This window comes from Burkholderia sp. KL41 (assembly GCF_057005415.2).
On sequence record NZ_CM189268.1, the window covers coordinates 1 to 26567 of the forward strand.

Genomic DNA, 26567 nt, shown 5'->3' on the forward strand with positions numbered 1-26567 from the left:
ATGCCGCGCAAGCCCGCAAGCAAAGGCTCAGACAAACAGGTTTCGCTGTTTCAGACACCCGAGCCTCCCGACTTGCTGCGCAAGGCGGTCCAGGCGATTCATATCGCGCCCAAGTCCGGGAAGATCGGGCTGCAGCAGCGCAAGATGTTCAGCTCGCTGATCAAGAACGCGCTTCGGCAGGAGGCTTTCGAGCCGGGCCGGACGAGCTTTTCGATCTCGATCGCGTCGCTCTCGCACGAGAGCGGGTTGAACAGCAACAACACGAAATACGTGAAGGACACGGTCAACTCGCTGATCAGTACCGTCGTCAACTGGGACTACCTGGCCGCGGACCGATCGACCGTCTGGAAAGCGTCAGGCCTCCTCGCCGGCGCGGAGCTCGAGCAATCGGTGCTGAAGTACAGCTTCTCCGACCAGATTCGCAGCGAATTGCTCAACCCCGAGATCTACGCATTGATCGATATGCGGATCGCCCGCGAGTTCCGGCGGTCGCACTCGCTCGCGTTGTGGGAAAACACGGTGCGCTACGAAGGAATCGGCATCACCGCGAAGATCCCGCTGCCGAAATTTCGTGACCTCATTCTCGGCCAGGACAAGGCGTCGCAGTCGTACAAGGAATACAAGCTGTTCAAGAGCAAGGTCCTGGTGCCGTGCATTCAGGAGGTGAACGAAGTTTCGGATCACACGCTCGAGCTGATCGAACACAAGTCCGGCCGGAGCGTGGAAGCTGTCCAGTTCAAGGTGACGCGCAAGCAGAGCGCCGATACGGTGGAGGACGGCGACGTCAAGAACGAAGCGCTGGTCGAGGAGGTCGCCAAGTTCGGCATTCCACGTTCGGAAGCGCGCCGGCTGATCACGCAATACGGCGTGCAGCGCATCAAGGCCGCGATTGCCTACACGCTCAATCGGACTACGAAGAAGAATGCGGCGCCGGTCGACAACGTGGCCGCGTACTTCCGCAAGGCGCTGACGCACGGCTATACGCTGGCCGACGGGCAGGGAACGGAGGCGGCCGCACCGGCGAAGGAATCCGCGCAGAGCAAGCAGGAACAGATTCGCGACAAATATCTGGCGGCGAAGGTCGAGGAAGCCGGCGCGTATTTCCGCGAACTGGAGATCGACGACCAGACCAAGCTGATCGAGCGTTATAACGAGACGGTGGCAGGCTCGAAGGATCTGACGCTGTCGCCGAAGAAGAAGGCGAGCAAACTCGCGCAGACCAGTTTCTTCCGATGGCTCGCGCTGGATACGTGGGGCGAACCGACCTCGGACGACTTGCTGGAATTCTTGCTGAAAAGCAGTCTCGCAGGCAACTGAACGAGGCCTCGCAGCCGGGTGCGCGTCGCGTGCCGGACGTCGTCGTCCGGCTTCGCGATGCAGCGCGGATGCGAGGCCTTCTGCTTTTCGCGCGTTACTTTCGCGTAGCCGTTGCCAGCTCGGCAACGTACGCGTCGATGACGGTCTTCAGCTTGTCGGCGAGCGCCTCCTGGTGCGATGCGTCGACGCCCTTGAGCTGCAGATCCAGGCGGCCGTCCGGATAGGTCTTCAACTGACCGATCGCTTGCGATTCGAGCGCGAAGTCATGCCGAACGCTGTAACGGGTGCGTCCTGCCTTCTTGCTGCCGTCGCTCTGCGCACGCAGGAAATTCTCGAGATCACGAACCGATTTTTTCCGGTCGATCACGGCCGTCAGCAGCCGGTCGGCCGTCGGCTCGCCCAGGCGTTCGAAGATCAGCTTCAGGAAATACGCCGCCTGCAGGCCGACCACGTCGTTCGCGCTCGCCATCCGTTCAAGGAGTGTGTTCGGGAGTGCGTTGAGCGACAGCGTCTTGCTGATCGATGCCTTGTCCTTGCCGATCTTTTCCGCCAGCGTGTTCTGGTCGGAAAAGACCTTCTCGTCGAGGAGACGCTTCCACGCGACCGCATCGTCGAAGATCGTCTGGCGTTCGTGGTCGTGGTTCGCGCGATACGCGATCGTGTAGAGCTGCTCGGGCGTGTGATCCGTGCGGAACGTGGCGTTGATGGTTTCGTCGCCGTTGATGCTCGTCGCGCGAAGCCGGCGTTGCCCGTCGATCACGACGAGCTTGCCGGGAAACTCCGGCAGCCGCGTCACCTTGATCGGCTCGATCTGCCCTTCCCGTTTCAGCGTCAGGGCGAGCTCGTGCAGGCTCGACTCCGAGTAGAACACGCGCGGGTTGAACGGGTTCGGAATGCAATCCTTGACCAGCACCTTCTGTGGCGCGCCAAGATCGGCCGTGCCGGCGGGTGCGGCCGCGGCCGGGGCGCCGGCGGGCGCCGATTCGGCGACGGCGCTCGGTGCGGCCGCCGGTTCGGGCAGCCGCGTTTCGAGTGCCGCGTTTTCCTGCGCGAGCCCGCGCAGCAGGCCGGCTGCGAGATGCAGGTTGCCGGTCGGCTTCTTGTCTTTCGAGGTGTCCTTAGCCATGGGCGGCTCCGGTAGCGCGCGTCGATGCGATGTATTGGGCCATTTCCGTGACCAGCTTTTCGATTTCCGCTCGGGCTTCTTTCAGGCCCTTCAGGTACCGATTGTGATGATGGATCGTGGTGCCGAGCGCAAACGTCTGACGGTAGACCTCGCGTTGCGCGATCTGGCTGTCGAGCAGATGCTCCCCTATTTCTTCTGCTCTTAGAATTTTTAAAATTTCTTCACGCATTTTAGTTTTTCCATTAACACTATTCAGCATTAATGCGGAAGACAGATTTGGGTTACGGACGGATCGCATCGATTCGATCATGCGGATCATCGCGACGGTGCTGTAGAGATCGGCCGGCGACGGCGACAGCGGCACAAGGCAGAAATCGGCAACTTCGAGTACCGATGCGATTCGCGGATCTTCGAGGTTGCCGGGACAGTCGACGACGATCACATCGAAGTTCGCGTCTTGCTTTTTGATTTCGCCGCCAATGCCTCGGCCGGCAGGGGCCAACGAAAGTACCGTCATCGGCAGCGTGTTCTCGCCGCTCGTTACCCACCGGACGGACGTGCCTTGAGGGTCGGCATCGATCAGGGCGACCTTATTGCCGCCTGCTTCGAACGCAGCCGCGATATTGACGGAGATGGTTGTCTTCCCAGTCCCACCTTTTTGATTACTGACGGCGATCTTGAAAGCCATTAAATTCCTCCACGGAGTTTTGCATAATATATGCAGTTATTATCGAAATGTCCAGAAAAAGCCTTCGACGGGATGTATGCCTTGATGGCCGATGTGGTTGTCACGTGACAAGTAGCCGAATGGCTAACGAGTCAGCGATGGGCGATGACCGAGTAAAAATAGAATTGACGATCTCGCTTGAAAAGCACGTATAAAGGTCGATAGAGAATTCGACGAGCTTTAACGGTGATGACGGATTAACGCCTGGAGGCTGGCCACTTGATCTTGCGGAGTTCCAGGCAAAACTCTCAGTGACTCCGGTAGGTCGGCTTGGAGAACGTCGTCGGGAAGCTCAGTTGTCACGTGACAAGACGTAGAGATTTGGTGCTTTTCGGTGCGATCCGAGCCCGAGAAATTTTTGTGTAGATCGCCTTTGCGGCCTCGGCGAGATCATTTCAATGTGGGATCGTTGGTTTCGCTCGACTATCTCGCAGCAAGGTGAGTTGTCACGTGACAATCGACTCAAGAGCGGACGGTGACGACCGCTCTGAGTCGATTTTGAGCCCTGTTGCGACCGAACTCCGCTGAGAGTGAACAGATAGATCGGTAAAGGAAAGGTTCGTCGTCGTTGGCTCGTCGCGAAAGACAGTCCTCGAATCGGCTGTCTGGTGAGTTGTTACGTGACAACTGGAGTGTTGTTTGAGGAGCATGTGTGTTGAATGACGCGTTGGCCTGCACGTCGGTCGGCACACACTGTATCGAGGTTTGATGCATCGACTGATCGCAGATTCCGCCCCCTTCGCCGCGGGCAATCCGCCTTCATGTCCCTGAAAAACGGTCGGGCCGCTTACTGGAACAGCACCCCGACCGTATACCATAAGCATCTTTGATGTGGCCCCATTTTATGGAGAGCGCCCAGTTGCATCTTCATCGAACGTTAGCCAGCAGGGTAGGGCGAGGCGTTGTCGTGCCTACCCCGTTCCCGCCGACGCAGTATCAGTGTTCGCGCGACAGCCATGCGTGCAAGGCTTCGATTTGCGACAAACCCCAGAATTGAAGGTCGCGCGATAACTCAAACGGGACAGATCGTGAAACAATTTCAAGAAATTCGATGCTCGTGGAAATCCTTATCCAGCAACGGGTTGCGCAATATTCTTCATGTTGTTTCACGCAATATCGACAAGATTGCGCCTTTAAATGGGGGCGCATGATCATTTCGTGCCCCGCGTCCATTAGCTCGTATAAAGATGCGTCTGTTTGTATTTATTGATACGTATTATGTAGTGTTTGAAATTTATGTGGTCCCGCCAGGTATCTGAGACAAATCGAACTCCCGCGGATCACATACACCACGCCACGCTGTCGAGTCTCTGATCGGATGTCCGCGCCAATAATCGGCACGAGTTGTCACGTGACAACGCGCATTAGTTGCTCAACTCGTTGGATGACAGAGTGACGCGAGAATCCCGGCACCAAAGAGTTTGTGGCAGATCGTAGGGAAGACCGTCAAGGGACCTGGTCGTTGAAGAGGGGGCGAAGTCATCACCGGCTCATGAGAACGGCCTGGGACGGCCTGCTTGTATCTGCGCTTTGATGGCAAGTTGGGGAAACGTCCGACTTCGTGGGGCACTCACGCATCGCTCGATACTCGATTACAAGTCCACAGGCGGCCGACGAGCCATCACTCCTGAGTCGGCAAGAAATCGAGAGGCGCGCGTCCCGCTGCAAGCGTGTGACTCGCCCGGATCGAGCGTGAAACCGATCCAACCATTCCGCGGATACCGCCAAAATCGGCATCCTGCCTCTTCGGTACAACTCCGGCGATCAGTAAGTTGCCGCCACCGACAGAACGACATCCGTTCCGCTGCGCAGGTTATCGATATCTCTTCGCGGCGAATTGCCGAACAACCGACTGTATTCGCGGTTGAACTGGGTCGGGCTCGCATATCCAACCCGGAACGATGCCGACGTGGCGTCGAGTCGCTCGGACAACATCAGCCGACGTGCTTCGTTGAGTCGTATCCATTTCTGGTACTGCAGCGGACTCATGCCAGTTAGCTGGCGGAAGTGGTGATGGAAAGTCGAACTGCTCATCTGAACCTGTGTCGCCAGATCGTCGACTCGCAGCGACTCGTCGTAATGGGTTCGCAACCACTGGATCGCCCGCGACACGCGGTTGCCCTGACTGCCGGCGGACGCAATCTGACGCAGGCGGCCGCCCTGGTCGCTCGTCAGCAGCCGGTAGTAGATTTCCCGTTCGACGTACGGAGCGAGAACTGCAATGGCGTTGGGATCATCGAGCAACGCCAGCAACCGGTTGACTGCGTCGTAGAGCGGTTCGGTCATATCGCCGACGACGAGGCCGCGACCTGCGGGGGCATCCTCGTGATCCGGTGCGACCTGCGCCATCAGTTCGGCAATGACGCGAAAATCAAGCTTGAGCCCGATCCCGAGAAACGGCGTTTCTCGGCTGGCCTCGATGACCTGCGTTGAACCAGGCAAGTCGAGCGACGTGATCAGAAAACGGTTGGCATCGCATAGATACACGTCGCCGCTTTGAATGATCCGCTTCGTGCCTTGGACGACGAGCCCGAAGCTTGGCTCGACCATACAGTCCATCGGCTGCGTCGGTGTCTCCCTTCGATGGAGGCTCAGGTTCGGAATGGCCGTGGTGAGATGGTCGACTCCGTCTGTCCACCTCGCGACGCGCTCTGCGAGTGTCAGCCGCAGGTCGCTCTCCCGGCTCTGGCGGGTCGATCGGGGAGAGACGGGGTTGAATGCAGCGATGGTGGCGGTGTCGACCTGTTGGCCGGGGGAGTATTGGGCAGGTGCCGGATGCATGACTTCTCTACTCGGGTAATCGGGTCTACAGGCGGGCCCATCGACATGCAGGTACGCCGGAAACGAACTTCCCGGAGGCGCGGCATTGCCGCGCTCCCGGGAAATTGCGCAACGTCCGGTGGGCTTACTTCGTCGCTTGCGACGCGCAAAGCGGCCAGCGGCGCGATTTCGTGGCAACGGATGGCACGCGCTCGTCCACCTTGCGCCACCACCGCTCGCCGCGATGCGGCTCGTCGAGAGCGAGGCGCTCGCCCATCCTGGGCGTCGACAGTTCGACGCCACGCACGATCGCCAGCGCCGTGACGCGCTCGAACGGTTCCTGCCAGCGGTGCATCGCGAGATCGAACGTGCCGTTGTGGATCGGGACCAGCCAGCGACCGCGCAAATCGATGTGCGCCTGCACGGTTTCTTCCGGCTGCATGTGGACGTACGGCCATTGCGCATCGTATGCGCCTGTTTCGATCAGCGTGACGTCGAACGGCCCGAGGCGCTCGCCGATCGTCCGGAAACCATCGAAGTAGCCCGTGTCGCCGCTGAAGAACACGCGCAAGTCGTCGTCGACGATGACCCAGGATGCCCACAGCGTGCTGTTGCCATCGAACAGGCTGCGCCCCGAAAAATGCTGGGCAGGTGTGGCGGTCAGCGTCAAGCCGGCCTCGTCGACACTCTGCCACCAGTCGAGCTGACGAACTTTCTTCGCGTCGATTCCCCACTCGATCAGGCGGTCGCCGACACCCAGCGTTGTCACGAACACACCGGTGGTGGCCGCGAGCGCGAGCACCGTGTCGCGGTCGAGGTGATCGTAGTGATCGTGCGACAGGATCACGCCGCGCAGCGGCGGAAGATCTTCGAGTGCGATCGGAGGCGCGTGGAAACGCTTTGGGCCGACGCGACGAAACGGCGACGCGCGCTCGGCAAAGACGGGATCGGTCAGCCAGAATTCGCCGCGCAGCTTGAGCAGCAGCGTTGAATGGCCGAGCCGGTACAGGCTGCGATCGGGGGCCGCGTCGAGTTCCGCGCGGGTCAGCGAATCGACGGGCAGTACCCCTGCGGGCACGGTATTGCGCGGCTTGTTGAACAGCATGTTCCACGCGATGCCGAGTGTCTTGCCCAACCCCTCGGCCGGCCGGGGCGCGACATTGCTGAAGCGCTCGCCATTGTGCTGCGGCGAGCCGCCAGACAGCGCTCGACCGCGTCGGGCGGCCGCAAAACCCAGAATGCGATGAATCAAAACGAGAGGCGATGCCATGTCGGTTCGTCCGAAGAATAAAGTACACTAAACAGTGTAGTTTATTTTTGGGATAAGTAAACTACGCGGTGTAAAATTTCCGAATGGATACCAGCACTCCCCCTCAGCGCCTGACCGATCGAAAGCGCGCGGCCATCGTCGACGCGGCCATCGAGGAATTTCTCGCGTCGGGTTACGACGCGACCAGCATGGATCGAATCGCCGCGCGCGCGGACGTGTCGAAACGCACGGTCTACAACCACTTTCCGGGCAAGGAAACGCTGTTCGCCGCGATCCTGCAAAAATTGTGGGATGCGACCCGAACCGGCAGTTCGCCAACCTATCGTTCCGACGTGCCGTTGCGCGAGCAATTGCTCGCGTTGCTGGAGCGCAAAATGCGCCTGCTCGGCGACGAGGCATTTCTCGCGCTCGCACGTGTCGCGATCGGTGCGGCCATCCATTCGCCGGAGCGCGCGCGCGACATGGTCGAGCGTCTCGGCGAGCGCGAGGAAGACATGACGGTCTGGGTGCGAACGGCCGCGGCGGCCGGATGCCTGTCGGTCACCGATCCGGTGTTCGCCGCGCATCAGCTGCACGGGGTCGTGAAGGCATTCGCGTTCTGGCCGCAGATCACGATGGGCCAGCCGCCACTCGCGGCGCCGGAGCAACAAAAAGTCGCGGAATCCGCCGCAGACATGTTTCTCGCGTACTACGCGCGACCGGAAGACCCCGACGCATCACGCGCCGCAGCGGACTGATCGTGCATCCGGTCGATCATGCGCGAAGCGAGGCCGGCACAATGCGCATGTTCGACGCGCGCCCTGGCCCGACGAGTCGGCAAACCGGCAGTTCCACGGATGCGGAACCGCCTCATATGATCGCTGGCCATCCAGCAGAACCCGGGGATGCCGCCGGCTTACCTGAAGCCGAACGCGAGTGACGACGCATGAAGACACTGTTGATCGTCTATCACACGATGACCGGAGGCACGCAACAGATGGCCGAAGCGGCTGCCGGCGCGGCGCGCGAGCAATCCGGCGTCGACGTCAGGCTGCAGCGCGCGGACGCGACGAGCGCAGACGATGTGCTGGACGCCGATGCCTATCTGTTTGCGACACCTGAGAATCTCGCGGCGATGTCCGGGCTGATGAAGGACTTCTTCGACCGCTGCTACTACGCGGCGCTCGATCGCGTGAACGGCCGCCCGTATGCGGTGATGATCTGCGCGGGAAGCGATGGACAGAACGCCTTGCGCCAGATCGACCGGATCGCGACAGGCTGGCGTCTGAAGAACGTGGCGCCGGGCCTGATCGTCTGTACGCACGCGCAGACGCCGGAACGCATCCTCGCGGCCAAGACGATCGACGGCGACGATCTCGCGCGCTGCGCCGAATTGGGCGCCGGTCTTGCAGCGGGACTTGCACTGGGCGTTTTCTGATCACCCAGGCCGCCGACAGCGCCGGCCGGTCGGCGTGAGGCCGGACCGAAGTACGTTCGTGCACATGACGCGTGCATACCGGTGCGGTACCGATCCTGCGGTGCGGGCACTGGACTGGCGCGACTGCCTGGCGCTCAGCTGCCCTTTGCCGGCGCCGAAGGCCGGTGGTATTCGGGCCAAAGGCGTTTCACCAGATCGCGCGATGCGCCATATGCATGGCAACTGTCGATCTTGAGCGGCTTTCCGTCGCTGTCGCGCTCCTCGAGCGATGACTTCCGCATGCCGACCATCGTCTGATAGGCCGTGGTGGCGATCGGGCCGAGCAATTCCTTCAGGTGCGTGCACGTATCGCAGGACGGCAGGCGCTTGCGAACCTCGCTGTTCCAGCCGGCGCCGATGCTCAGTCCGACGAGCGCCTGCAGCGAGTCGCCGCCACCTGGACACTGCGCATACGGATGCGACCGGAGGAACGTTGATACGGCGCGGACGATCATGTCGGCGTCGAAGACCAATGTCACGCCGAGGTCGTGGATCGGCGACAGCGCAGCGACCGTCCGGGTGCCGCCCGGCGGTGTGAAATCGAAAGTCTTGCGATCCGCGAGGCAGGCCGTTACTTCGAACCGGCCGTCGCTGCGCCGATAGCCGCGCATGTCGATCTGCCGGTGGTGTATTTCCTCGCGCGTGATGCCGTCGTGCGGGATGTCGTGTGGGGGAACCATGTATCTGCTCCGTTTCGTGCAACCGGTTCTTTTCGCCGGCAAGCGAAATGTCGACGGCTGGCCCGGTGCGCAGCGAAAGGGGCCGAGGGATACCGCCGCCGACATCGATCCGGCCATACTACGCACTTTTCGGCATCTTCGTACGCGACGGGATCGATGCGGACGCAACGAGTCGAGTATAGGTATCGATGCGATCGACGGAGGCATTCGCATGTCGCCACACACGCGTCGCTCCGTCGCCGGGCGCTTCACATTGGCGCAATCGTCGATTCACACGCAACCGACGGCGCCGCCCGGGATCGCGAATGGCGACCGAGGTTCGCGGCGCATCGATGCGGCACGATCGGGGGCTGCGCCCGAAGGCGGCATACCTCGCATGGCGCGTCGGCCAGTGCCGCCGCCGGGGCAATGGCGGCGCGCAAGATGGCCCCGATTTCCGCCGACGAGGGTGAACGACGTGACTTCCTGAGACGTATCCATATAATGCGCAACACGACCGTACGGACGCATTTCCGGTGCCCCGAATCGGGCCAATGCAGACCGGTGAGTCAACCGGCCGTCGCGCGTACCGGTATACTTCCACTCCTGCCTTGTCCGGCATCGTGGCCGGGTGCCTGAAAACAGAGTGGCGTGCGCGATGCGGCCCCGTAGTGTTCCGCCTCGGCGGCAGACGGGTCGCACGCATGGCGGCGAAGCTGGTGCGCCGCGCGGTGTGACCGCACGAACCACACCTTATATTCCTGGTGGATTGAATTTATGGGTTTTGAACAACTTGCCGAATTGCGGGCGCAGCTCGCAGCGAAGGCCAAGCAGGAGCGCAACGCGAAGCGGCCGGCAGCGCCGGCGGACACCGGCGCGAAGCCGAAGTCCGGCGACCGGCCGCAGCGTGGCGCCAAGCCGGCTGCGGCCGGCGGCAAAGCACCGCATCGCGCGAAGCCTGCATCGGCGAAGCCGTCGGCGCCGGTCGATCCGGTCATCGTTGCGATCGGCAAACTGCAGCGTAAGTTTCCGCGCGCGTTCCCGAAGAATCCGGCCCCCAAAGTGCCGCTCAAGGTCGGCATCTGGGACGACCTCGCGCGCGAAGCACAGGCCGTCGGGCTCAACGAAGCCGAACTGCGCGAAGCGATGTCGACGTGGTGCCGCGGCAACCGCTACTGGTCGTGCCTCGTCGAAGATGCCGTGCGGGTCGACCTGCAGGGCAACGAAGCAGGGCGCGTCACGCATGACGACGCAGCGCGGGCGCGCCGGCTGAAGGCTCGCCGCCCCGGCAAGGGCGCGGCGCAATCGGCCAAGGGTGCGCAGCAGCAGCCGAAGGCCGAGCAGCAGGTCGAGGCGGCCGCCGAGCCGCAACCGGCGAACGTGGAAGCGCAAGCCGACGCAGTGCCGCAGGTCGAGCAGCAAACGGCTGGAAACGAGTAGCCGGCAGCGCGCGGCTGCATGCCGCGCGGCGCTGACCCGCATGCACATCGCCTGCGGCGAACGACACGACTGACTGGCCTGCCTCGACAGAGGCAGGCCAGGACCTCTCCCACCGGCGCCTGACGCGCCGGGTTCTTATCTATCCCGCCTCGAACAGACCCTGCGACCGGACGAAGAAAGTTCGTCGACCGGTACTGCACGCGCGATGTCTCGACTGTGTCGTTTGCGCGTGGACGGTACGCATGTCCGGTACCCGACAACGCTTCATTCAGTTAATTCGGTTTCCTAAAATTGAGCAATGCCGGAAGCATCGACACGGCGTGTGAGCGTTCGCGCCCGTTCGTCCTGACACGTTGACGCGCGATAATCTCGCCGGGGCACGTCAGTTCGTGCGCAAGTTGACCGGTGCGATTCAGCTTGCATTCAGAAAGGTACTGAACGCCAACTGCGACACAACCCGAAGCCGCTACCGGCGCCATTCAACGTCAATCCAGTCCGGATCATGCACTCGAGACATTCCGCGATTCTCGTCGCGCTCACCGCTGCCGCGCTGTTCGGCGCCGCGACACCGCTTGCCAAGGCGCTGATCGGCGCGATGTCGCCGTTCATGGTCGCCGGCCTGTTCTATCTCGGCAGCGGCGTCGGGCTCGGTATCGGTATCCTGCTTCGCCGCCTGCACAACCGTCACGCACCGGCCGCAGACGCCGCGCCGCTGCAGCGCGCCGACCTGCCGTGGCTGGCCGGCGCGATCGCGGCGGGCGGGGTGGCCGGCCCGGCCTTGCTGATGCTCGGGCTATCGAGCACGCCGGCGGCGACGAGCGCGTTGCTGCTCAATCTCGAAGGCGTGCTGACGGCCGTCATCGCATGGGTGGTGTTCCGCGAGAACGTGGATACGCAGGTGTTCCTCGGGATGGTCGCGATCGTTGCCGGCGGCACGCTGCTGTCGTGGACGCCAGGCCGGGCCGGTGTGCCGGTCGGCGCGTTGCTGATCGTCGGCGCATGCCTGTGCTGGGCGATCGACAACAACCTGACCCGCAAGGTGGCCGCGAACGATGCGATGGTCATCGCGTGCGTGAAGGGGCTGATTGCAGGGCCCGTGAACATCGGCATCGCGCTGGCGACCGGCGCGACGCTGCCGGCTCTCCCGGTCACGGCCGCCGCGATGCTGACGGGGCTCGGCGGCTACGGAATCAGCCTCGCGCTGTTCGTCGTCGCGCTGCGTCATCTCGGCAGCGCGCGCACGGGCGCGTATTTCTCGATCGCGCCGTTGTTCGGCGTCATGCTGTCGCTGCTGATCTGGCCGGCGCTGCCGCCCGCGACGTTCTGGATCGCTGCCGCGCTGATGGCGCTCGGTATCTGGCTGCACGTTCGCGAGCGGCATGAACACACGCATACGCACGAGCGGCTCGAGCACACGCACCGCCATCGGCACGACGAACATCACCAGCATGCGCACGACTTTGCGTACGACGGCAACGAACCGCACACGCATCCGCACGTGCATCTGCCGATCACGCACAGCCATGCGCATTTTCCGGACATTCATCACCGGCACCGGCATTGACCGCGCGACGAACGGCGGACGACGCGGCGCGTAAGGTAACCGTTTATGGGGCGTGCGCTGCGTCGCGCTCGCATCTGTTGGCGGCGCTGCCGGGTCGCGGTCGCAACAACGGGGGCGAGCCTGGTCTTCGCTCTGGATCAACCTGGGCGGCAATCTGTCCGGATCGATCGGTGCGTCAACCCTGCCGCCTCAGGCTTCGCGCTTGGGCCGGTGCATGCGCGGTCAACCGGTCGTTTGTTCGGGAATGCCCGTTGCGAGCACGTCGTCGAAGAGCGTGCGGAAGTTCGCGAGCCGGAAGCGGCGACTGAACCAACTCGTCGCCGCATTGAATTTGCGGTACGGATGGAATTCCGGCAACGGGGCGCAGCGCTCGATGTGCATCCAGCCGCGAGCCGCAGTCGTGCCGGGTTGCAGCGAACCCCGGTTTTTCGTAGAAGCGGAAGGCGGCTTCGAAACCGCACGATGGCAGGCTGGGCGGCCGCAATGCCGGCCAACGCGGCTTCTTCGGATGGCGATGCGACGAATCGAATCGGCGGCACCGGCTACGGTGGCGACTATCGCGCTTGAGGAAAGCAAAAGCCGAAATCCTCGCAGCCCGAGCACCCTGGCGCGGGGCCAGGCGGCACATCGAGCGATGCGGCGACTTCCTGCGCGAGAAATTTCTTCCAGCGCAGGTGAGCGACGTTGCGTGCGGCAAGTGCGGGGAAATAGCGATCGAGCATCGCGGATACCGCGTCGCGCCCGTCGAGCCCGAGATCGCGCCACAGATGATCGGGGCGCAGGCAGGCGTGCGCGATGATCGACGCGAGACAGCCGGCGTCGTCGCGGTCGACGGCGGGATTCGCGTCGTCCATCAGCCGTGCGTGCAGCGTCGCGACGAACGCAGCGTGGGTGGATGGCAGCAGGGCTATCGCGGCCGTTGGCACGAGAGCCGCGGCGTCGGCCGCAGGCAGGCGCGGAAACTGCCGCGCCAGCACGGCGGCCAGCTGCGGATGAGACAGGCCGAGCAGCCCGAGTTCGTTGCGGCACGCACGTACCGCAACGAGCGCGCCGAACAGGCGTGCGTCGGGTGTGTCGGCGTTTGCGGCTGCGGACAGCAGCGACTGCAGCGCCCGTTGTCGAGCGTCATCGAACGCGGCGGTCATCGTAGGCATCGGCGCGACAGCCGCACTGTGCGATCCGCATGATCCGCACGAATGCGCGGTGCCAAACGAATCGCCATCGCCATCGTCACGCGTTCACTCGACGCCGACGATCACGCTCGATGCCTTGAAGATCGCGGCCGCAGCCGTGCCGCTCGCGAGGCCGAGGCGATCGACGCTGTCGTTGGTGACGATCGCGACGATCTCGGCGCCGCCCGCGGCCTTGACCACGACTTCCGAATTGACCGCGCCTTTCGTGACCGACGATACGGTGCCCGCGACGCAGTTGCGGGCCGACACCTTGCTGCTGTCGACGTCGACCATCACGATGACCGAAGACGCCTTCACGAGTGCGAACGCCTTCGAGCCGGCCGCGAGGCCCAGCGAAGCCGCGCTGCCGTGGGTGATCACGGCGACGATGTCGAGGCCGTCCTGCGTCCGGAGCGTGATTTCGTCGTTGACGGCACCGGCCTTGACGGCGCTGACCTGGCCGGCGAAATGGTTGCGGGCGCTGGTTCGCATGATGGATCTCCGGAAAATGAACCGCCCGGCGGGCGGCGAGTAAAAGACGGGAAAAGCGTGGACGAGTTTACCTTCAATGCCGGCCCGATGCGGCTCGGGTTTGCGATGCCCGGCATTCCGGTTGCGCACGGTCGCGCGGCTGCCCGGGTTGCCATTCGTCGGACGCTTCCGGCGAGCCCAGGCTGGCCGCGCGCGCGTCACCGGGCGAGCTGATCAGCGGATGGCGCGCATAGCGCGGCAAACGCGCTTCCCGTTCTTCACCGGCAGGTTACTCGGCTGCGGTCACGGCGGCCGAGGCCGCCGATGCACCGCTTGCGGGTGCCGGCTTCGGCGTCTGTTTCGATATCTGTTTCGACGCGTCGGATGCGGATGCCGCATCGTCATCCCATCCGCCGCCGAGCGCGAGGAAGAGCCGCACCTGGTCGGCCGCGACCTGGCCTTCGGCTGCCGCCACCTGCGCCTGCACGCTCGTCAGCGTGCGCGTCGCGTCGAGGTCGGAGATGAACGACTCGCGGCCGGCCACATAGAGGCGATGCGTTTCGTCGGCGGAACTGCGTGCCGATTCATAAGCCGTGCGCAGTGCTTCCGTGCGCTGCACGTCGGCCGCGTAGGTCGCGAGGCTCGACTGCGTCTCGCGCAGCGCGTTCAGCACGACACCGTCGAAGTGCGCGAGCGCGCCGCCCGTCGCGGCTTCGGCTTCGCGCACTCGCGCACGCTGGCCGTTGACGGGGAACGACCAGCTGATCAGCGGGCCGAACGACCAGCGATTCGTGTTGGACGAGAACAGGTCGGCGGCGACACCGACCGAACCGGCCGACGCACCGATGCTGATCGACGGGTACAGCGCGGCGGTCGCCACCCCGATGCGCGCGGTCGCGGCGGCGAGTTGCCGCTCGGCTTCGCGCACGTCCGGGCGGCGGCGCAGCAGCGCGGCGCCGTCGCCGATCGGAATCGGCTGGCGCAGCTTCGGCAGGCGCTCGCACTCGGCGACGGCCTTCGGCAGGTCGGCCGGCGAGCGCGCGAGCAGCGCGGCGAGCTGGTATTGCGCGACCTTGCGGCGGCCTTCGAAGCGCGGGATATCGGCGGCGAGGGTGCGCACCTGCGTCACGCCGCGCGTCACGTCGGTCTGGTTGCCGCGCCCGGCATCGCGCAGCCGCTGCGACAGCGCGACGCGCTGCTTCTGCAGCGCGAGCGACTGCTTCGCGATGGCCAGCTCGTCGCCGGCCGAGCACGATTCGACGTACGCGCGCACGACGTCGGCGACGACCGTGATGCGCGCCAGGTCGCCGGCGGCCCTGACGGCCTCGCTGTCCGCGCGCGCGGCTTCGACGCCGCGCCGCAGCTTGCCGAACAGGTCGATCTCGTATGACACATTGATGCCGACCGCGCCTTCGTTGACGACCGGCAGCTTGTTCTCGAGCAGGTATTGCTCGGCCGATTCCTGCGCGCGCTGCACGGCGGCTTCCGCGCCGCCCGAGAAGCCGCCCTGCTGGCTCGCGACTTCCAGCGCCGCGCGCGAGCGCGCGAGGTTGGCCGCGGCGACGCGCAGGTCGGTGTTCGACTTCAGTGCATCGCGCACGAGCGCGTCGAGCACGGGATCGTCGTAGAGCTGCCACCAGTTGCCGGGCACGGCGTCGCGCGACACGAGCGTGCCGTTCGCGTCGTCGAGCGCGTGGTTCGCGAGCGGCGCATTCACGTACGCCTGCTGCGGCAGCGTGTAATCGGGGCCGACGGACTTGCACGCGCCGAGTGCCAGCGCAAGCGGTGCGAGCGTTGCGGCGAGGCGCAGACCATGCCGCTTCATTGCGATGCTCCTGCTGCGCTGGCGGCCGTGGCGGAAGCCGTCGAACCCGGCGCGACGGCCGACGCCGTGCCGGCGCCTGCCGGCTTCGCGTTGTCGTTGCGACGCGTGTCGGCTTCGCGCATCGAGACGGTCGCGGTGCGGCCCGCGATCATGCGGAAATCGTCGGGCACTTCGTCGAGCACGACGCGTACCGGCACGCGTTGCGCGAGCCGCACCCAGCTGAATGCCGGGTTCACGTTCGGCAGCAGGTTCGCACCCTGCGTGCGGTCGCGATCCTCGATCGCGGCGACGATGCTCTGCACGTGGCCGCGCAGCGCATGCGGTTCGCCCATCACGATGATGTCGACCGGCTGGCCGATATGGATGCCGCGCAGCTTGGTTTCCTCGAAGTAGCCGTCGACGCGGAACGAATTGCGGTCGACGACCGACAGCACCGCGCGGCCGGCCGGCACGTATTCGCCGATGCGCGGCGCGCGGTCGTTCAGGTAGCCGTCTACGGGACTGACGATCGTCGTGCGCTGGAGGTTCAGCTTCGCGGTGTCGAGCGACACCTGCGCATCGGCGACGGCGGCTTCACCCTGTTCGACGCGCGTGCGGCTTTCCTCGACCTGTTCGCTCGCGACCAGGTTGCCGAGCTGCAGGTTGCGCGCGTATTCGCGCTTCGCCTGGGCGAGCGTCGCGCGGCGCTGGGCGAGCGTGGCTTCGGCGAGGCGTTCCGCGAGCGTGTAGCGGGCCTGGTCGATCACGAACAGCACCTGGCCGCGCTTGACCTCCTGGTTGTCGGCGACCTGCACCGACGTGATGAGGCCCGCCACGTCCGGCGCGACCTGGATCACGTCGGCGCGCACGTGACCGTCGCGGGTCCACGGCGAGAACATGTAGTAGTTGACGATGCGCCACAGCACGACGGCCGCCACGACGACGACGATCAGGGTAAGCAGGATTTGCCCTGCCGAGAGCCAGGTTTTTTTCACGGTTAGCTAGCCACGAGATGGTGGGAAACGATCACGACGGCGGCAAACACGAACACGTAGATGCCGAGGTCGAAGATCGAACGGTGCCAGACGAGGCGGTAGAAGCCGACGCGCTCGAGCACGGCACGCACGACGATGTTGATCAGGTAGGCGATCAGCATCAGCACGAGCGGGGCCGGCACGAATACGCCGAAGATGTCGATTTCGCCGATCATGGTCGCGGTCGGAAAGACGGATGGGAAAGCGGGATCATGCGCGTGCTCCGTCGGGCGCCTGCGGCGGCTGCCCCGCCGCGGCTGGATACAGCGACAGGCGCAGGCCGACGAGCGCGTGCAGCGTGTCGCGCAGCCGGCGATGCGTGGCGGGCGTGGCCGGCGCAGCGGGCGCGGCGCCGTGTTCCGCCGGCGTGGCGCCCGGCAGGTTGCGGCCCGCGACGCGCTGCAGCGCGTCGTCGATCGTCGCGAGCAGCGCGGGCGGTGCCGGCTGGCGGGCGTTCGCGGCCGCGCAGCGTGCGTAGTGGTCGGTGACGCCGGCCAGCACGCGGTCGATCGCGTCGGGCACGTCGCCCGACAGCCGGCGGCGCGAGCGGCGCAGGTCGAGCGCATTCAGGGCGATGCGCAGGTCGCGGAAGCTTTCGATCGACGGATGACGGTGATCGTCGGACGCGCCGAGGCGCGGCAGCAGCTGCGTGACGCGGTCGAGCATTCGTGACGCGTGGTTGCGCTGGTCGTCGAGCGGCTGCGTCGACGCGGAGCGCGCGACGTCTTCCCAGCCCGAGCGCAGCAGGCGCCGCACCGCGAGTTCGGCGCCGAACGGCCGCGTCGCACGCGTCCACACATACGCGAACAGCAGCCCGGCGACGCCCGCGAGGTTGCTGTTCAGGAACACGAAGAAATCGGCGTCGTACGCACCCTGGATGCTGATGAAGGTGGCCGTGTTCACGGCGACGAGCATCGTCACCATGTTGAACTGCGGGCGAGGCAGCAGCGTGCCGATCAGGATGAACGGGCCCGCGAACATCACGACGAGCATCGCGAAATCGTGGACGTGCGGCAGCACGACGAACAGGTACAGGCCCGCGAACACGACGCTCGCGGTCGTCGCGAGGAAGAACTTGAACACCAGCGGCGCCGGCTCGTCGAGCGCGGCGAAGAAGCTGCACGACACGGCCACGAGCGTGACGGCCGCGGCGCCGTCGTGCCACCCGGACGCGATCCACAGCCAGCTCGCGAACACGATCGCGGCGGCGACGGTCAGCGTCGAGAACAGCATCATCCCGCGATCGAAGAAGCGCTCGGTGCCGCCGAGCCGCCAGTGCCGGTAGCGCGGCTGCCAGACGCCCGATTCGTTGCCGATCAGCGCGCGCAGCGAGCGGCAGTCCTGCCAGATGTCGATGACCTGGCGCAGCCGCCACAGCGCGTTCGACAGCAGCGCGCCGTCCCAGCTCGCGAGCGCGTCGTCGGCCGGCTGCAGCGCGGCAATGCGTTCGCGCAGGCGTTCCGCGACCGGGTCGTCGATCATGTCGCCGTCGTTGCCGGCCTTGACGGCCGGCAACGGTGCGTCGAACCATTTCGCGGCATCGGCAAGCAGGTCGTCCAGTCCGGCCGGCCGGATATGCAGGTCGCGCATCAGCGCAATCAACGGATCGGCGAGCGACGACATCAGCGGCAGGAACAGCTGCATCCGGCCCGCGAGCGCCTGCGCACGCGCGAGGATGCGCGGATGCGCGTGGTCGTAGCTCAGCTGGCTCAGCAGGAATTCGAGGCCGGTGATGGTCGCCGCGAGCCGTTGCCGGCACGCGGACAGCGCCTTGCCGGCAATGTGCCCGGACAGCGTCTCGCGGCCGTAGAACGCGGCGTCCTTGAACCACGCATCGGTGCGCTCGATCAGCGTCGGCGCGAGCCGGTTCGGGAAGATGGCGCTGCCGACCACGCTCGCGCAGACGATGCCGAGCACGATCTCCTCGGTGCGCGCGATCGCGACGTCGAACACGGTGGACGGATCGGTCACGGTCGGCAACGCGACCAGCGGCATCGTATAGCCGGCGAGCATGAACACGTAGCTGCGCGCGGTGCGGTCGGAGATCGCGAGGTAGAGCAGCGTGCCGCACCAGGTGGCGACGATGATCGCGAACAGCAGCGGCGTCTCGACGAACGGCGGCACGAAGAAGATCGCGGCCGCCGCGCCGAGCGCGGTGCCGAGCGCGCGATACAGCGCCTTCGAGCGTGTCGCGCCGACGAACGGGTTCGACACGATGTAGACGCTCGCCATCGCCCAGTACGGGCGCGGCAACTGGAAATACAGGCCGAGGTACAGCGCCAGCATCGACGCGGCGAACGTCTTGCCCGAGAACAGCCAGTCGCGAAGGCTCGGATAGGTCATGACGTGGCGTTGCCGGTGCGGGATGCGCGCGCGGCGGGCGTGGGCGATTCGGATGCATTGAATGCGTCGAGCACGCGCAGCGTCGCTTCGAGATCGGCGCGCGTGACACCCTTGAGCACCTGCGCACGCAGCACGCGCAGGTCTTCCTCCATCTTCGCGGTGACCGCGCGGCCGGCGGCCGTCAGCGAGATCGTCTTCGCGCGGCGATCGTGCGGATCCTCGTCGCGGCGCGCGAGGCCGGCCGCGCACAGCTGGTCGAGCAGGCGCACGAGCGACGGCCCTTCGATGCCGACGTGTTCGGCGAGCGTGCCTTGCCGCACGCCTTCGCCGAGGCGCCCGGCGATCAGCAGCGGTGTCGCGCAGGCCTCGGACACGTTGTACGCGTTCAGTACGCCGTCACTGGTGCGGCGCCACTTGCGCGCGGACAGCACGAGCAGGCTGCTGACGGCGAGGCGGAGGTCGTGCAGATTGGTCATGGGCGAGATGATAGGGGCAAAATAATTCGATAGCAAACTATCGTTTTTGTCACCCGTATGACACGTCGCGGCCGGCCCGTCTGAAGCAATTTAGGCGGCGTGCCGGCGGTGGTCAAGCCGCAAGGATGTCGGCCCGGCCCGCGCGCGGCGACCGCGATCGAATGATCAGACGAAAACCGTGCGGCGCGGCCACGTGGAGGGGGAGACGGGACAGGCGGGTTCGAAGCCGGGATTCGGGAAGGGATTCGGGAAGGGATTCGGGAAATCCGGCTTCGCGAAACGGTGCGCGGCGTGCATATTGAAGCCGTTGCAAGCCTCCCGGAGATTCCGCACGTGTCCACCCCATCCTCGCAGCCGTCCGCCCCGGCGTCGCTCGACGCGTGGCTCGGCAAGACCGAAACGCTCGGCGACGACATCACCGCGTTTCCGCTGAACGCGCTGGCCGCCACGCTCGACCGCCCGTCGCCCGGCGACGTCGTGCCGCCGATGTGGCACTGGCTCTATTTCCTGCCTGTCGCGCCGCTGGCCGAAGTCGGCCCCGACGGCCACCCGAGGCGCGGCGCTTTCCTGCCGCCCGTGCCGCTGCCGCGCCGCATGTGGGCCGGCGGCCGCCTGACATTCCATGCGCCGCTGCGCACCGGACGGCGCGCGATGCGCGAATCGACGATCGTGAACCTCGAGGACAAGACGGGCCGCAGCGGCCGGCTCGTCTTCGTGACGGTGCAGCACCGGATCGAGTGCGACGGCGTGCTGTGCGTCGAGGAGGAGCACGACATCGTCTATCGCGATGCGCCGCAGCCGGGCGCACCCGCGCCGAAGCCGATCGCGGCGCCGGCAGGCGACGCGTGGTCGCGCACGGTCACGGCCGACGCGGTGATGCTGTTCCGCTATTCGGCGCTGACCTTCAATGGCCACCGCATCCACTACGACCGCAGCTACGTGACGCAGGAGGAAGGTTATCCGGGGCTCGTCGTGCACGGCCCGCTGATCGCGACGCTGCTCGTCGATCTCGTGCGGCGCGAACGGCCCGATGCCGCGCTCGCGAGCTTTGCGTTCCGTGCGGTGCGCCCGACGTTCGACGGGGAGCCGTTCACGCTGTGCGGCAAGCCGTCGGACGACGGCAAGACGATCGAGCTGTGGGCGAAGGATCGCGACGGCTGGTTGACGATGCAGGCCACCGCGACCGTTGCGTGACGGGCGCCGTTCCGTTCGTCCGCGACGCGGCAGGAGCCGTACGCGGACGACCGGTGGTGCCCGCCGCAGCTGCTCGGGCGGGCCCCGGCGCTCGTCGCGAAACCGCTGTAAGCTGCGAGCAGGCCGCGTGCCGTCGTGCCGGACGGTGCGGCGCGCGGCCGGCCCCTCCACCTTCCACGCATCGCATCAGGAGCACGTATCTTGGCCACCTACATTGTGTTTACACGTGAAAGCACGCAGGACCAGCACGAACTCGACGTCTACCAGAGCAAGGTCGGCGCGACGCTCGCCGGGCATCCGGTCAAGGTGCTTGCCGCCTATGGCCCGCAGGAAACACTGGAGGGCGAAGGCCCGGAAGGTGTCGTGATCGTCGAGTTTCCGTCGAAGGAAGCCGCGCACGCGTGGTATCACGGCCCCGAATACCAGGACGTCGTCCAGCATCGTTTCAAGGGCGCGCGCTATCGCGCCGTGCTGGTCGAGGGCGTCTGAACGACCCGCATCGGGCGCTTCCGGCGGCGCGCTGCGACGCCGGACGCCCGGCACGCCCATGAACACATCGAACCCCGCCACTGCGACCGTCCGACCGCCGATGGGCCGCGCCACGACCGTGCTGCTCGCGATCAGCGTCGTGTTCTATCTGGTCGCCATGTTCACCGCGCCGTTCCGCACGGGCGCACCCGATCCGCATCCATGGGCCGATGGCTGGCAGGTGTTGCTGACCGGCTGGATGGGCCTTTTCTTCGGCATCTTCGCGTGGCTCGCGAACCCGCTCGTGTTCGCGGCCTGGTGGCTGATCGCGAAGCGCCGGCGCACGCAGGCGCTCGCGCTGGCCGTGCTCGCGCTGCTGTTCGGGTCGAGCTTCCTGACGCAGCATCGGATCGTAGTCAATGAAGCCGGCGGGGTCGAGCCGGTTCATCTCGATGCAATCGGCTACTGGTGCTGGCTCGCGGGTTTCGGCGCGGCCGCAATCGGCGCCGCGCTGTTGCCCGGGCGAACCGGGACACGCGCGGCAGGTTGATGCGGGCGGCCCGCATCAGCCTGCCGCCACCGCTTATCGCACGTGCGGCTGCAACGCGCGCAACCAGTACGACACCGCCACCGCACCGCCATCCGGCGTGCCGATCGCGCGCTCGCCGAGATAACTCGCACGCCCCGCGCGCGGCGTCATTTGCGCGGTTTCCTGGGCACCGTGCTCGGCGGCTTCGACCGCCGCCGCCCATGCGCCCGCGGGATCGCGATCGTTGTCGAGCGCCCGTTCGAATGCCGCGACGGCCGGCACCAGCGCATCGAGCATCGTCCGGTCGCCGGCGTGCGCGCCGCCCAGTTCGCTGATCGAATCCACCGCGCCGTGGAACGCCGCGGCCCAGTCGCGTGCCGACGGCTCGTCGACATCGGCCAGCCGGCGGGATGCGCGCAGCAGCGCGGTCGCATAGAACGGCCCCGAGCTACCGGCGATGGCGCGGCGCAACGCGGCGCCGAGCGCCGCGAGTACGCCGGCCGGCGAGCCGTATGCGGTTTCCGGCAGCGCGAGGATCGCCTGTGCGGCGCGCAGCATGCTCGCACCGAGATCGCCGTCGCCGGCGGCCGCATCGAGGTCCGTCAGCGTCTGCTCATGATCGATCAGCGTCTGCGCGACCGCGTGCAGTGCCGGTTGCAGGCGCGCCGCCCACGCGCGGCCGGTCGCATCGAGCGGCGGCAGCGGCGCTTCTTGCGCAGCGGCCGCGGCCACGCGGATCTGCGTATTCACCGCGCCGCCGCCCGGCCATGCGCGCGCCTGCGTCGGCGCGTCGAGCAGCACCGCGCGTTCGTCGTTCAGCCGCAGCACGGAAATCGAGCAGCCGGGCATGTTCAATGCCGACAGGAACGTGCCGGCCCACGCGCGTGAGACGACGATGCCGCGCCGCGTCAGGTTTTCGTGCGCGGCGCGCAGCACGATGGCGAGTTCCATGTCCGGCGTCGCGCCGAGGCCGTTGACGAACAGCGCGACGCGTTCGCCGCGGTCGAGCACGAGATCGGCGACGATGCTCGATAGCAGCGTGTCGGCCAGCGCATCGGCCGGCAGCGGCGCGCGGCGTTCGACGCCTTTCTCGCCGTGGATGCCGAGGCCGAGTTCGATCTCGTGATCGCCAAGGCTGAAGCCCGACTTGTCGGCGCCGGGGATCGTGCAGCCGTCGAGCGCGACGCCCATCGTGCCCAGCTCGGCCGCCGCGTCGCGCGCGACGGCCGCGACGCGTGCGAGCGGCAGCCCGCGCGCGGCAGCCGCGCCGGCGAGCTTGTGGATCAGCACGGTGCCGGCGATCCCGCGCCGCTGGCCGCGCTCGACGCGGCCGCGCAGCGAGACGTCGTCGGCGACGATCACCGTCTCGACCGGAATGCCTTCCGCGCGCGCGAGCTCGGCGGCGAGCCCGAAATTGAGCCGGTCGCCCGTGTAGTTCTTCACGATCAGCAGTGCGCCGTTCGGGCCCGCGCTGGCGCGGATCGCGGCGAGCACCGCGTCGGTGGACGGCGACGTGAACACTTCGCCGCAGACGGCCGCGCTCAGCATCCCTTCGCCGACATAACCGCCGTGCGCGGGCTCGTGGCCGCTGCCGCCGCCGGAGAGGACGGCGACGGGGCGCTGCGCCGGCTCGGGCAGCGGCTGGCGGACGAGCACGTGCTCGTCGCCGAGGATCGCGACATGCGGCGACTGTCGCGCGATGCCTTCCAGCATTTCTCGGACGACATCGGACGGGCGGTTGACAAGCTTTTTCATGGCGACGGGTTCCGGACGGGTGAACGAGGCACGGCCGGGCCCGCACGGGCGCCGGACGGCCTTTCGTGTTGCGGAGGATCGTGCGTGCGCCCTGTCGCCGGGCCCGGGCGGTCATGCAACGGACGACCGGATGCGGGAGGGGAACGAGGCGCGCGCCTCGCGCCACGATACATCAGGTTCGAACCTTGCCGCACGGATCGCGGCGCGAAACGCACCGGAGCGGGGCGGCGGCGTGCTCCCATGCGCGGCTACTTCATCGCCGCGATCTCCTTCGCGCGAATCAGCCTGGCGCGCAGCACGTTGCGGCTGATGCCGAGCAGCCGTGCGGCCTGGATCTGGTTGCGGTGGCTGAAATCGAACGCAACGCGCATCACGGTGTCCTCGATACGCTCGAACAGGTTGCCGTGATCCTCGTCGAACAGCGCACGCAGCGCGCGTTCGAGTGCAGCCTGCGCGCCGGTTGCCGGGTCGGGTTCCTGCGCCGGTGCATGCACGGCGGCGGCCGTCGCGTCGGACGACGCGAGATGCAGGTCGGCCTCCTGCAGTGCGTCGTGGCGGCTCACGAGCAGCGCGTGATGGATCACGTTCTCGAGTTCGCGGATATTGCCGGGCCAGCCGTATGCCTGCAGCCGGCGCTCGGCGCGCGGGTCGATGCTGCGCGGCCCGTAGCCGAGGCGGCTCCGGTAGTCGTCGAAGAAGTGGCGCGCGAGCGGCAGGATGTCGCCGGGGCGTTCGCGCAATGTCGGCACCGCGAGCTGCACGACGTTGAGCCGGTAGAACAGGTCGCCGCGAAACTGCCCGTGCGCGACGGCCTGCTGCAGATCGACGTTGGTCGCGGCAACCACGCGCACGTCGATCGGCACGCCCGTGCGCGAGCCGAGCCGCACGACCTCGCGCTCCTGCAGCACGCGCAGCAGCTTGACCTGCATCGACAGCGGCAGGTCGCCGATCTCGTCGAGAAACAGCGTGCCGCCGTTCGCGGCTTCGAACCAGCCGGGCTTCGCGCTGAACGCGCCCGTAAACGCGCCTTTCTCGTGGCCGAACAGTTCGCTCTCGACGAGCGTCTCGGAGAAGGCGCCGCAGTTCACCGCGACGAACGGCCCATTGCTGCGGCGACTGAGGCCGTGCACGTGCCGCGCGATCAGTTCCTTGCCGGTGCCGGTCTCGCCGACGATCAGCACGTTCGCGTCGCTCGGCGCGACCAGGCGAATCCGTTCGAGGAGCGCGACCGAGCGCGGATCGACGAACACCTGCGCGCGGGCGCGAATGGACGTCGCCAGCGCGGGCCGGTCGGGCAGCGTGAGGACGGGCGCGGCGTCGGGCCACGTATCGGAAGGGGAGCGGTTCACGAGTAGAAGCCCGGCGTCGGCCAGGTTCGCTTGAGCGCCCATTCGCCGATCTCGCGAATCTTGTATGCGAGCGGATCGTGGAGCGTATGGGTGCGCAGGTTGCGCCAGTGCCGGTCGAGCCGCAGCGCGCCATGCGTCGCGCGCGCGCCGGCGACGTCGAACATGCGCGTGCAGAGATCGAGCCCGGTGCGGGTGGCCGACACCTTTGCAGCGGCCGTGGCGAGCGCGACCTCGCCGCGCTCCGCATGCGTGAGCGCCGCATCGCGCGCCCACGCGGCGTCGAGGCGATCCGCCGCGCGGTCGGCGAGCACGCGCGCGGCTTCGAGCCCGACCCAGAATTCGCCGTACTGGCCGAGGATGTACGGATCGTCGCCGGTGCTCGCGACCTGCGCGCCGGGCCACGGCCGCGCTTCGTGCAGCGTGTAGTGCCGCGCGTCGCTGAACGCGGCTTCGGCGATGCCGAGATACACGTTCGTCAGCACGAGCTGCGCGACGAGCGGGCGCAGGCACGCGAACGGCGTCGACAGCGGGCCGGGGTCGGTGAGCAGTTCGTGTTCCTCGACGCGCACTTTCTCGAACGTGACCGTGCCGCTGTCGGTCTGTCGCTGGCCGATGTTGTTCCAGTCGTCGGCGATCGAGATGCCGCTGCGCTGCGTCGGCACGGCCGCGATCAGGAACGCGCGCGTCTGCGCGTCGTGCGCGGATGCGATCAGCATCTGCGAATCGAGCGCCCCCGAACAAAAACTCTTCTGGCCGCTGAACTCGTGCCATGCGCCGCGCGAACGGCTGACCGTGCGTTCGTCGAGCGGATTCAGCGCATTGCCCCAGAACCATTGCTGGCGCGCGGTTCGCTCGAACCACGATTCCCACTGCGCGGGCGTGCCGAACAGCCGCACGGTCGCGAGCATCAGGTGATGGAAGCCGAACACGTGCGCGAGCGAACTGTCGGCGGCCGCGAGCACGCGGACCGCGTCGAACGTCGTGCGCCAGCTTGCGCCGAGGCCGCCGTAGGCGGCGGGGATGCTCAACGCGAGGAGGCCGCTGTCGCGCAACTGGTCGCGCTCGGCCTTCGGCGTGCCGCCCTGCTGGTCGCGTTCGGCCGCAGTTCGTGCAAAGCCGGCCGCCAGGCGCCCGGCGGTTTGCAGCGCGTCGGGAGGGGCCGGTTCGTCGCGGGACGGCGCGACGACGCGCAGGCTTTCCGCGCGGGGCGATACGGAAATGGATGTCATGGCGATGAATGCGTCGGGTCGCTGCACGAAAACGGCCGGGCTGCATCGGGCGTTGCCGACCGGGTGCTGCGTGATCAGCAGAGTGTTCAACGTTTTGCGCAACGCGGGAAACATCGATTTCTGATAACCAATGCCGGATTGCTGCGCTGGACGCCGCGCGCCTGCCGGAATCCGTGCAGAAGCGGAAAAATGTGTCCGCCGCACACCGCGCTGCTGATTACGCAGCAGTGCATCAGCAGCGCTGTTTCCTCCAGTTCATCGTGCTGCGGAATATGGTTGTGATGCCGTGGCTGGCACGCTTATCAACGTGTGTCGATCGGCGGGTGTGCCACGACAGGCCGTCGATCTCGATGCATTTCGTCATGCAGACGATCGATTTTCATCGCCTTCGTCGAAATGGCACGCTCCTTGCTGACCCATGACG

24 protein-coding genes are annotated in these 26567 nt (G+C 66.3%); 8 read left to right on the forward strand and 16 right to left on the reverse strand.

All coding sequences use genetic code 11. The features are described 5' to 3' along the window. A complete protein-coding gene (locus tag PQB87_RS34075) occupies positions 1-1317 on the forward strand; it encodes a replication initiation protein (protein WP_021163671.1) in 1317 nt (438 codons plus the stop codon). Between the two features lie 94 nt (positions 1318-1411). On the opposite strand, the gene PQB87_RS34080 is transcribed toward PQB87_RS34075, so the two are convergent. From PQB87_RS34080 to PQB87_RS34095, 4 genes are all read right to left on the reverse strand, one after another. Continuing rightward, the gene (locus tag PQB87_RS34080) at positions 1412-2443 is read right to left on the reverse strand and encodes a ParB/RepB/Spo0J family partition protein (protein ID WP_233345742.1); all 1032 of its coding nucleotides are present in this window, start codon (positions 2441-2443) and stop codon (positions 1412-1414) included. Next, positions 2436-3131 carry an AAA family ATPase gene (locus PQB87_RS34085; protein ID WP_011350423.1) on the reverse strand — a complete coding sequence of 232 codons (696 nt, stop codon included), beginning with the start codon at positions 3129-3131 and terminating at the stop codon, positions 2436-2438. Before PQB87_RS34085 ends, PQB87_RS34080 begins: the two co-directional genes overlap by 8 nt. 1803 nt (positions 3132-4934) lie before the next feature. Beyond that, entirely contained in the window at positions 4935-5951 is a 1017-nt protein-coding gene (locus tag PQB87_RS34090; protein WP_233345741.1) for an AraC family transcriptional regulator, read from the reverse strand. A gap of 124 nt (positions 5952-6075) precedes the next feature. Then, positions 6076-7200 carry an MBL fold metallo-hydrolase gene (locus PQB87_RS34095; RefSeq protein ID WP_059685499.1) on the reverse strand — a complete coding sequence of 375 codons (1125 nt, stop codon included), beginning with the start codon at positions 7198-7200 and terminating at the stop codon, positions 6076-6078. A gap of 83 nt (positions 7201-7283) precedes the next feature. Here PQB87_RS34095 and PQB87_RS34100 point away from each other — a divergent pair, with 83 nt between their 5' ends. Beyond that, entirely contained in the window at positions 7284-7937 is a 654-nt protein-coding gene (locus tag PQB87_RS34100) for a TetR/AcrR family transcriptional regulator (RefSeq protein WP_489244744.1), read from the forward strand. 188 nt (positions 7938-8125) lie between these two features. Next, positions 8126-8617, forward strand: a complete 492-nt coding sequence (locus tag PQB87_RS34105; RefSeq protein ID WP_027792197.1) for a flavodoxin family protein — start codon at positions 8126-8128, stop codon at positions 8615-8617. Between the two features lie 134 nt (positions 8618-8751). Here PQB87_RS34105 and PQB87_RS34110 read toward each other — a convergent pair whose 3' ends face one another. Beyond that, positions 8752-9336, reverse strand: coding sequence for a DUF2889 domain-containing protein (locus tag PQB87_RS34110; protein WP_059685497.1), 585 nt, complete (start codon positions 9334-9336; stop codon positions 8752-8754). Between the two features lie 756 nt (positions 9337-10092). Between PQB87_RS34110 and PQB87_RS34115 the strand changes: the two genes are divergently transcribed. Both PQB87_RS34115 and PQB87_RS34120 read left to right on the forward strand, forming a co-directional pair. Next, positions 10093-10755, forward strand: coding sequence for a ProQ/FinO family protein (locus tag PQB87_RS34115; RefSeq protein WP_489244746.1), 663 nt, complete (start codon positions 10093-10095; stop codon positions 10753-10755). A 502-nt stretch (positions 10756-11257) separates the two neighbouring features. Then, positions 11258-12319, forward strand: coding sequence for a DMT family transporter (locus PQB87_RS34120; protein WP_060064420.1), 1062 nt, complete (start codon positions 11258-11260; stop codon positions 12317-12319). A 222-nt stretch (positions 12320-12541) separates the two neighbouring features. Here PQB87_RS34120 and PQB87_RS34125 read toward each other — a convergent pair whose 3' ends face one another. The 8 genes from PQB87_RS34125 to PQB87_RS34160 all read right to left on the reverse strand — a co-directional run bounded on the left by PQB87_RS34125 (position 12542) and on the right by PQB87_RS34160 (position 19619). Then, positions 12542-12895, reverse strand: a complete 354-nt coding sequence (locus PQB87_RS34125) for a VOC family protein (RefSeq protein WP_261318341.1) — start codon at positions 12893-12895, stop codon at positions 12542-12544. Further along, positions 12874-13464 carry a nitrogen fixation protein NifQ gene (locus PQB87_RS34130; RefSeq protein ID WP_060064418.1) on the reverse strand — a complete coding sequence of 197 codons (591 nt, stop codon included), beginning with the start codon at positions 13462-13464 and terminating at the stop codon, positions 12874-12876. The genes PQB87_RS34125 and PQB87_RS34130 overlap by 22 nt, the downstream gene beginning before the upstream one ends. Positions 13465-13557: 93 nt before the next feature. After that, positions 13558-13983 carry a TOBE domain-containing protein gene (locus PQB87_RS34135; RefSeq protein WP_059685490.1) on the reverse strand — a complete coding sequence of 142 codons (426 nt, stop codon included), beginning with the start codon at positions 13981-13983 and terminating at the stop codon, positions 13558-13560. Positions 13984-14251: 268 nt separating this feature from the next. After that, complete coding sequence (locus tag PQB87_RS34140; RefSeq protein ID WP_060064415.1) at positions 14252-15787, reverse strand: efflux transporter outer membrane subunit; 1536 nt, start codon at positions 15785-15787, stop codon at positions 14252-14254. Further along, a complete protein-coding gene (locus tag PQB87_RS34145) occupies positions 15784-16761 on the reverse strand; it encodes an efflux RND transporter periplasmic adaptor subunit (RefSeq protein ID WP_489244749.1) in 978 nt (325 codons plus the stop codon). The genes PQB87_RS34140 and PQB87_RS34145 overlap by 4 nt, the downstream gene beginning before the upstream one ends. A gap of 2 nt (positions 16762-16763) precedes the next feature. Next, positions 16764-16976, reverse strand: coding sequence for a DUF1656 domain-containing protein (locus tag PQB87_RS34150; protein WP_027792190.1), 213 nt, complete (start codon positions 16974-16976; stop codon positions 16764-16766). Between the two features lie 34 nt (positions 16977-17010). Further along, positions 17011-19143 carry an FUSC family protein gene (locus PQB87_RS34155; RefSeq protein ID WP_489244750.1) on the reverse strand — a complete coding sequence of 711 codons (2133 nt, stop codon included), beginning with the start codon at positions 19141-19143 and terminating at the stop codon, positions 17011-17013. Continuing rightward, positions 19140-19619: a MarR family winged helix-turn-helix transcriptional regulator gene (locus tag PQB87_RS34160; protein WP_048028119.1), complete on the reverse strand. Its 480-nt coding sequence runs from the start codon at positions 19617-19619 to the stop codon at positions 19140-19142. The genes PQB87_RS34155 and PQB87_RS34160 overlap by 4 nt, the downstream gene beginning before the upstream one ends. Positions 19620-19952: 333 nt before the next feature. On the opposite strand from PQB87_RS34160, the gene PQB87_RS34165 reads away from it, so the two are divergent. The 3 genes from PQB87_RS34165 (at position 19953) to PQB87_RS34175 (ending at position 21831) form a co-directional block, all read left to right on the forward strand. Further along, a complete protein-coding gene (locus PQB87_RS34165; protein ID WP_226215105.1) occupies positions 19953-20813 on the forward strand; it encodes an HTD2 family dehydratase in 861 nt (286 codons plus the stop codon). Positions 20814-21014: 201 nt separating this feature from the next. Then, positions 21015-21302: a DUF1330 domain-containing protein gene (locus PQB87_RS34170; protein WP_021160733.1), complete on the forward strand. Its 288-nt coding sequence runs from the start codon at positions 21015-21017 to the stop codon at positions 21300-21302. Positions 21303-21360: 58 nt separating this feature from the next. After that, positions 21361-21831, forward strand: coding sequence for a hypothetical protein (locus tag PQB87_RS34175; protein WP_174415405.1), 471 nt, complete (start codon positions 21361-21363; stop codon positions 21829-21831). A gap of 33 nt (positions 21832-21864) precedes the next feature. Here PQB87_RS34175 and PQB87_RS34180 read toward each other — a convergent pair whose 3' ends face one another. From PQB87_RS34180 to PQB87_RS34190, 3 genes are all read right to left on the reverse strand, one after another. Continuing rightward, a complete protein-coding gene (locus PQB87_RS34180) occupies positions 21865-23565 on the reverse strand; it encodes a dihydroxyacetone kinase family protein (RefSeq protein ID WP_489244752.1) in 1701 nt (566 codons plus the stop codon). A gap of 248 nt (positions 23566-23813) precedes the next feature. After that, the gene (locus PQB87_RS34185; protein ID WP_489244754.1) at positions 23814-24956 is read right to left on the reverse strand and encodes a sigma-54 interaction domain-containing protein; all 1143 of its coding nucleotides are present in this window, start codon (positions 24954-24956) and stop codon (positions 23814-23816) included. Then, entirely contained in the window at positions 24911-26143 is a 1233-nt protein-coding gene (locus tag PQB87_RS34190; protein ID WP_042975767.1) for an acyl-CoA dehydrogenase family protein, read from the reverse strand. Before PQB87_RS34190 ends, PQB87_RS34185 begins: the two co-directional genes overlap by 46 nt. Positions 26144-26567 lie beyond the last annotated feature (424 nt).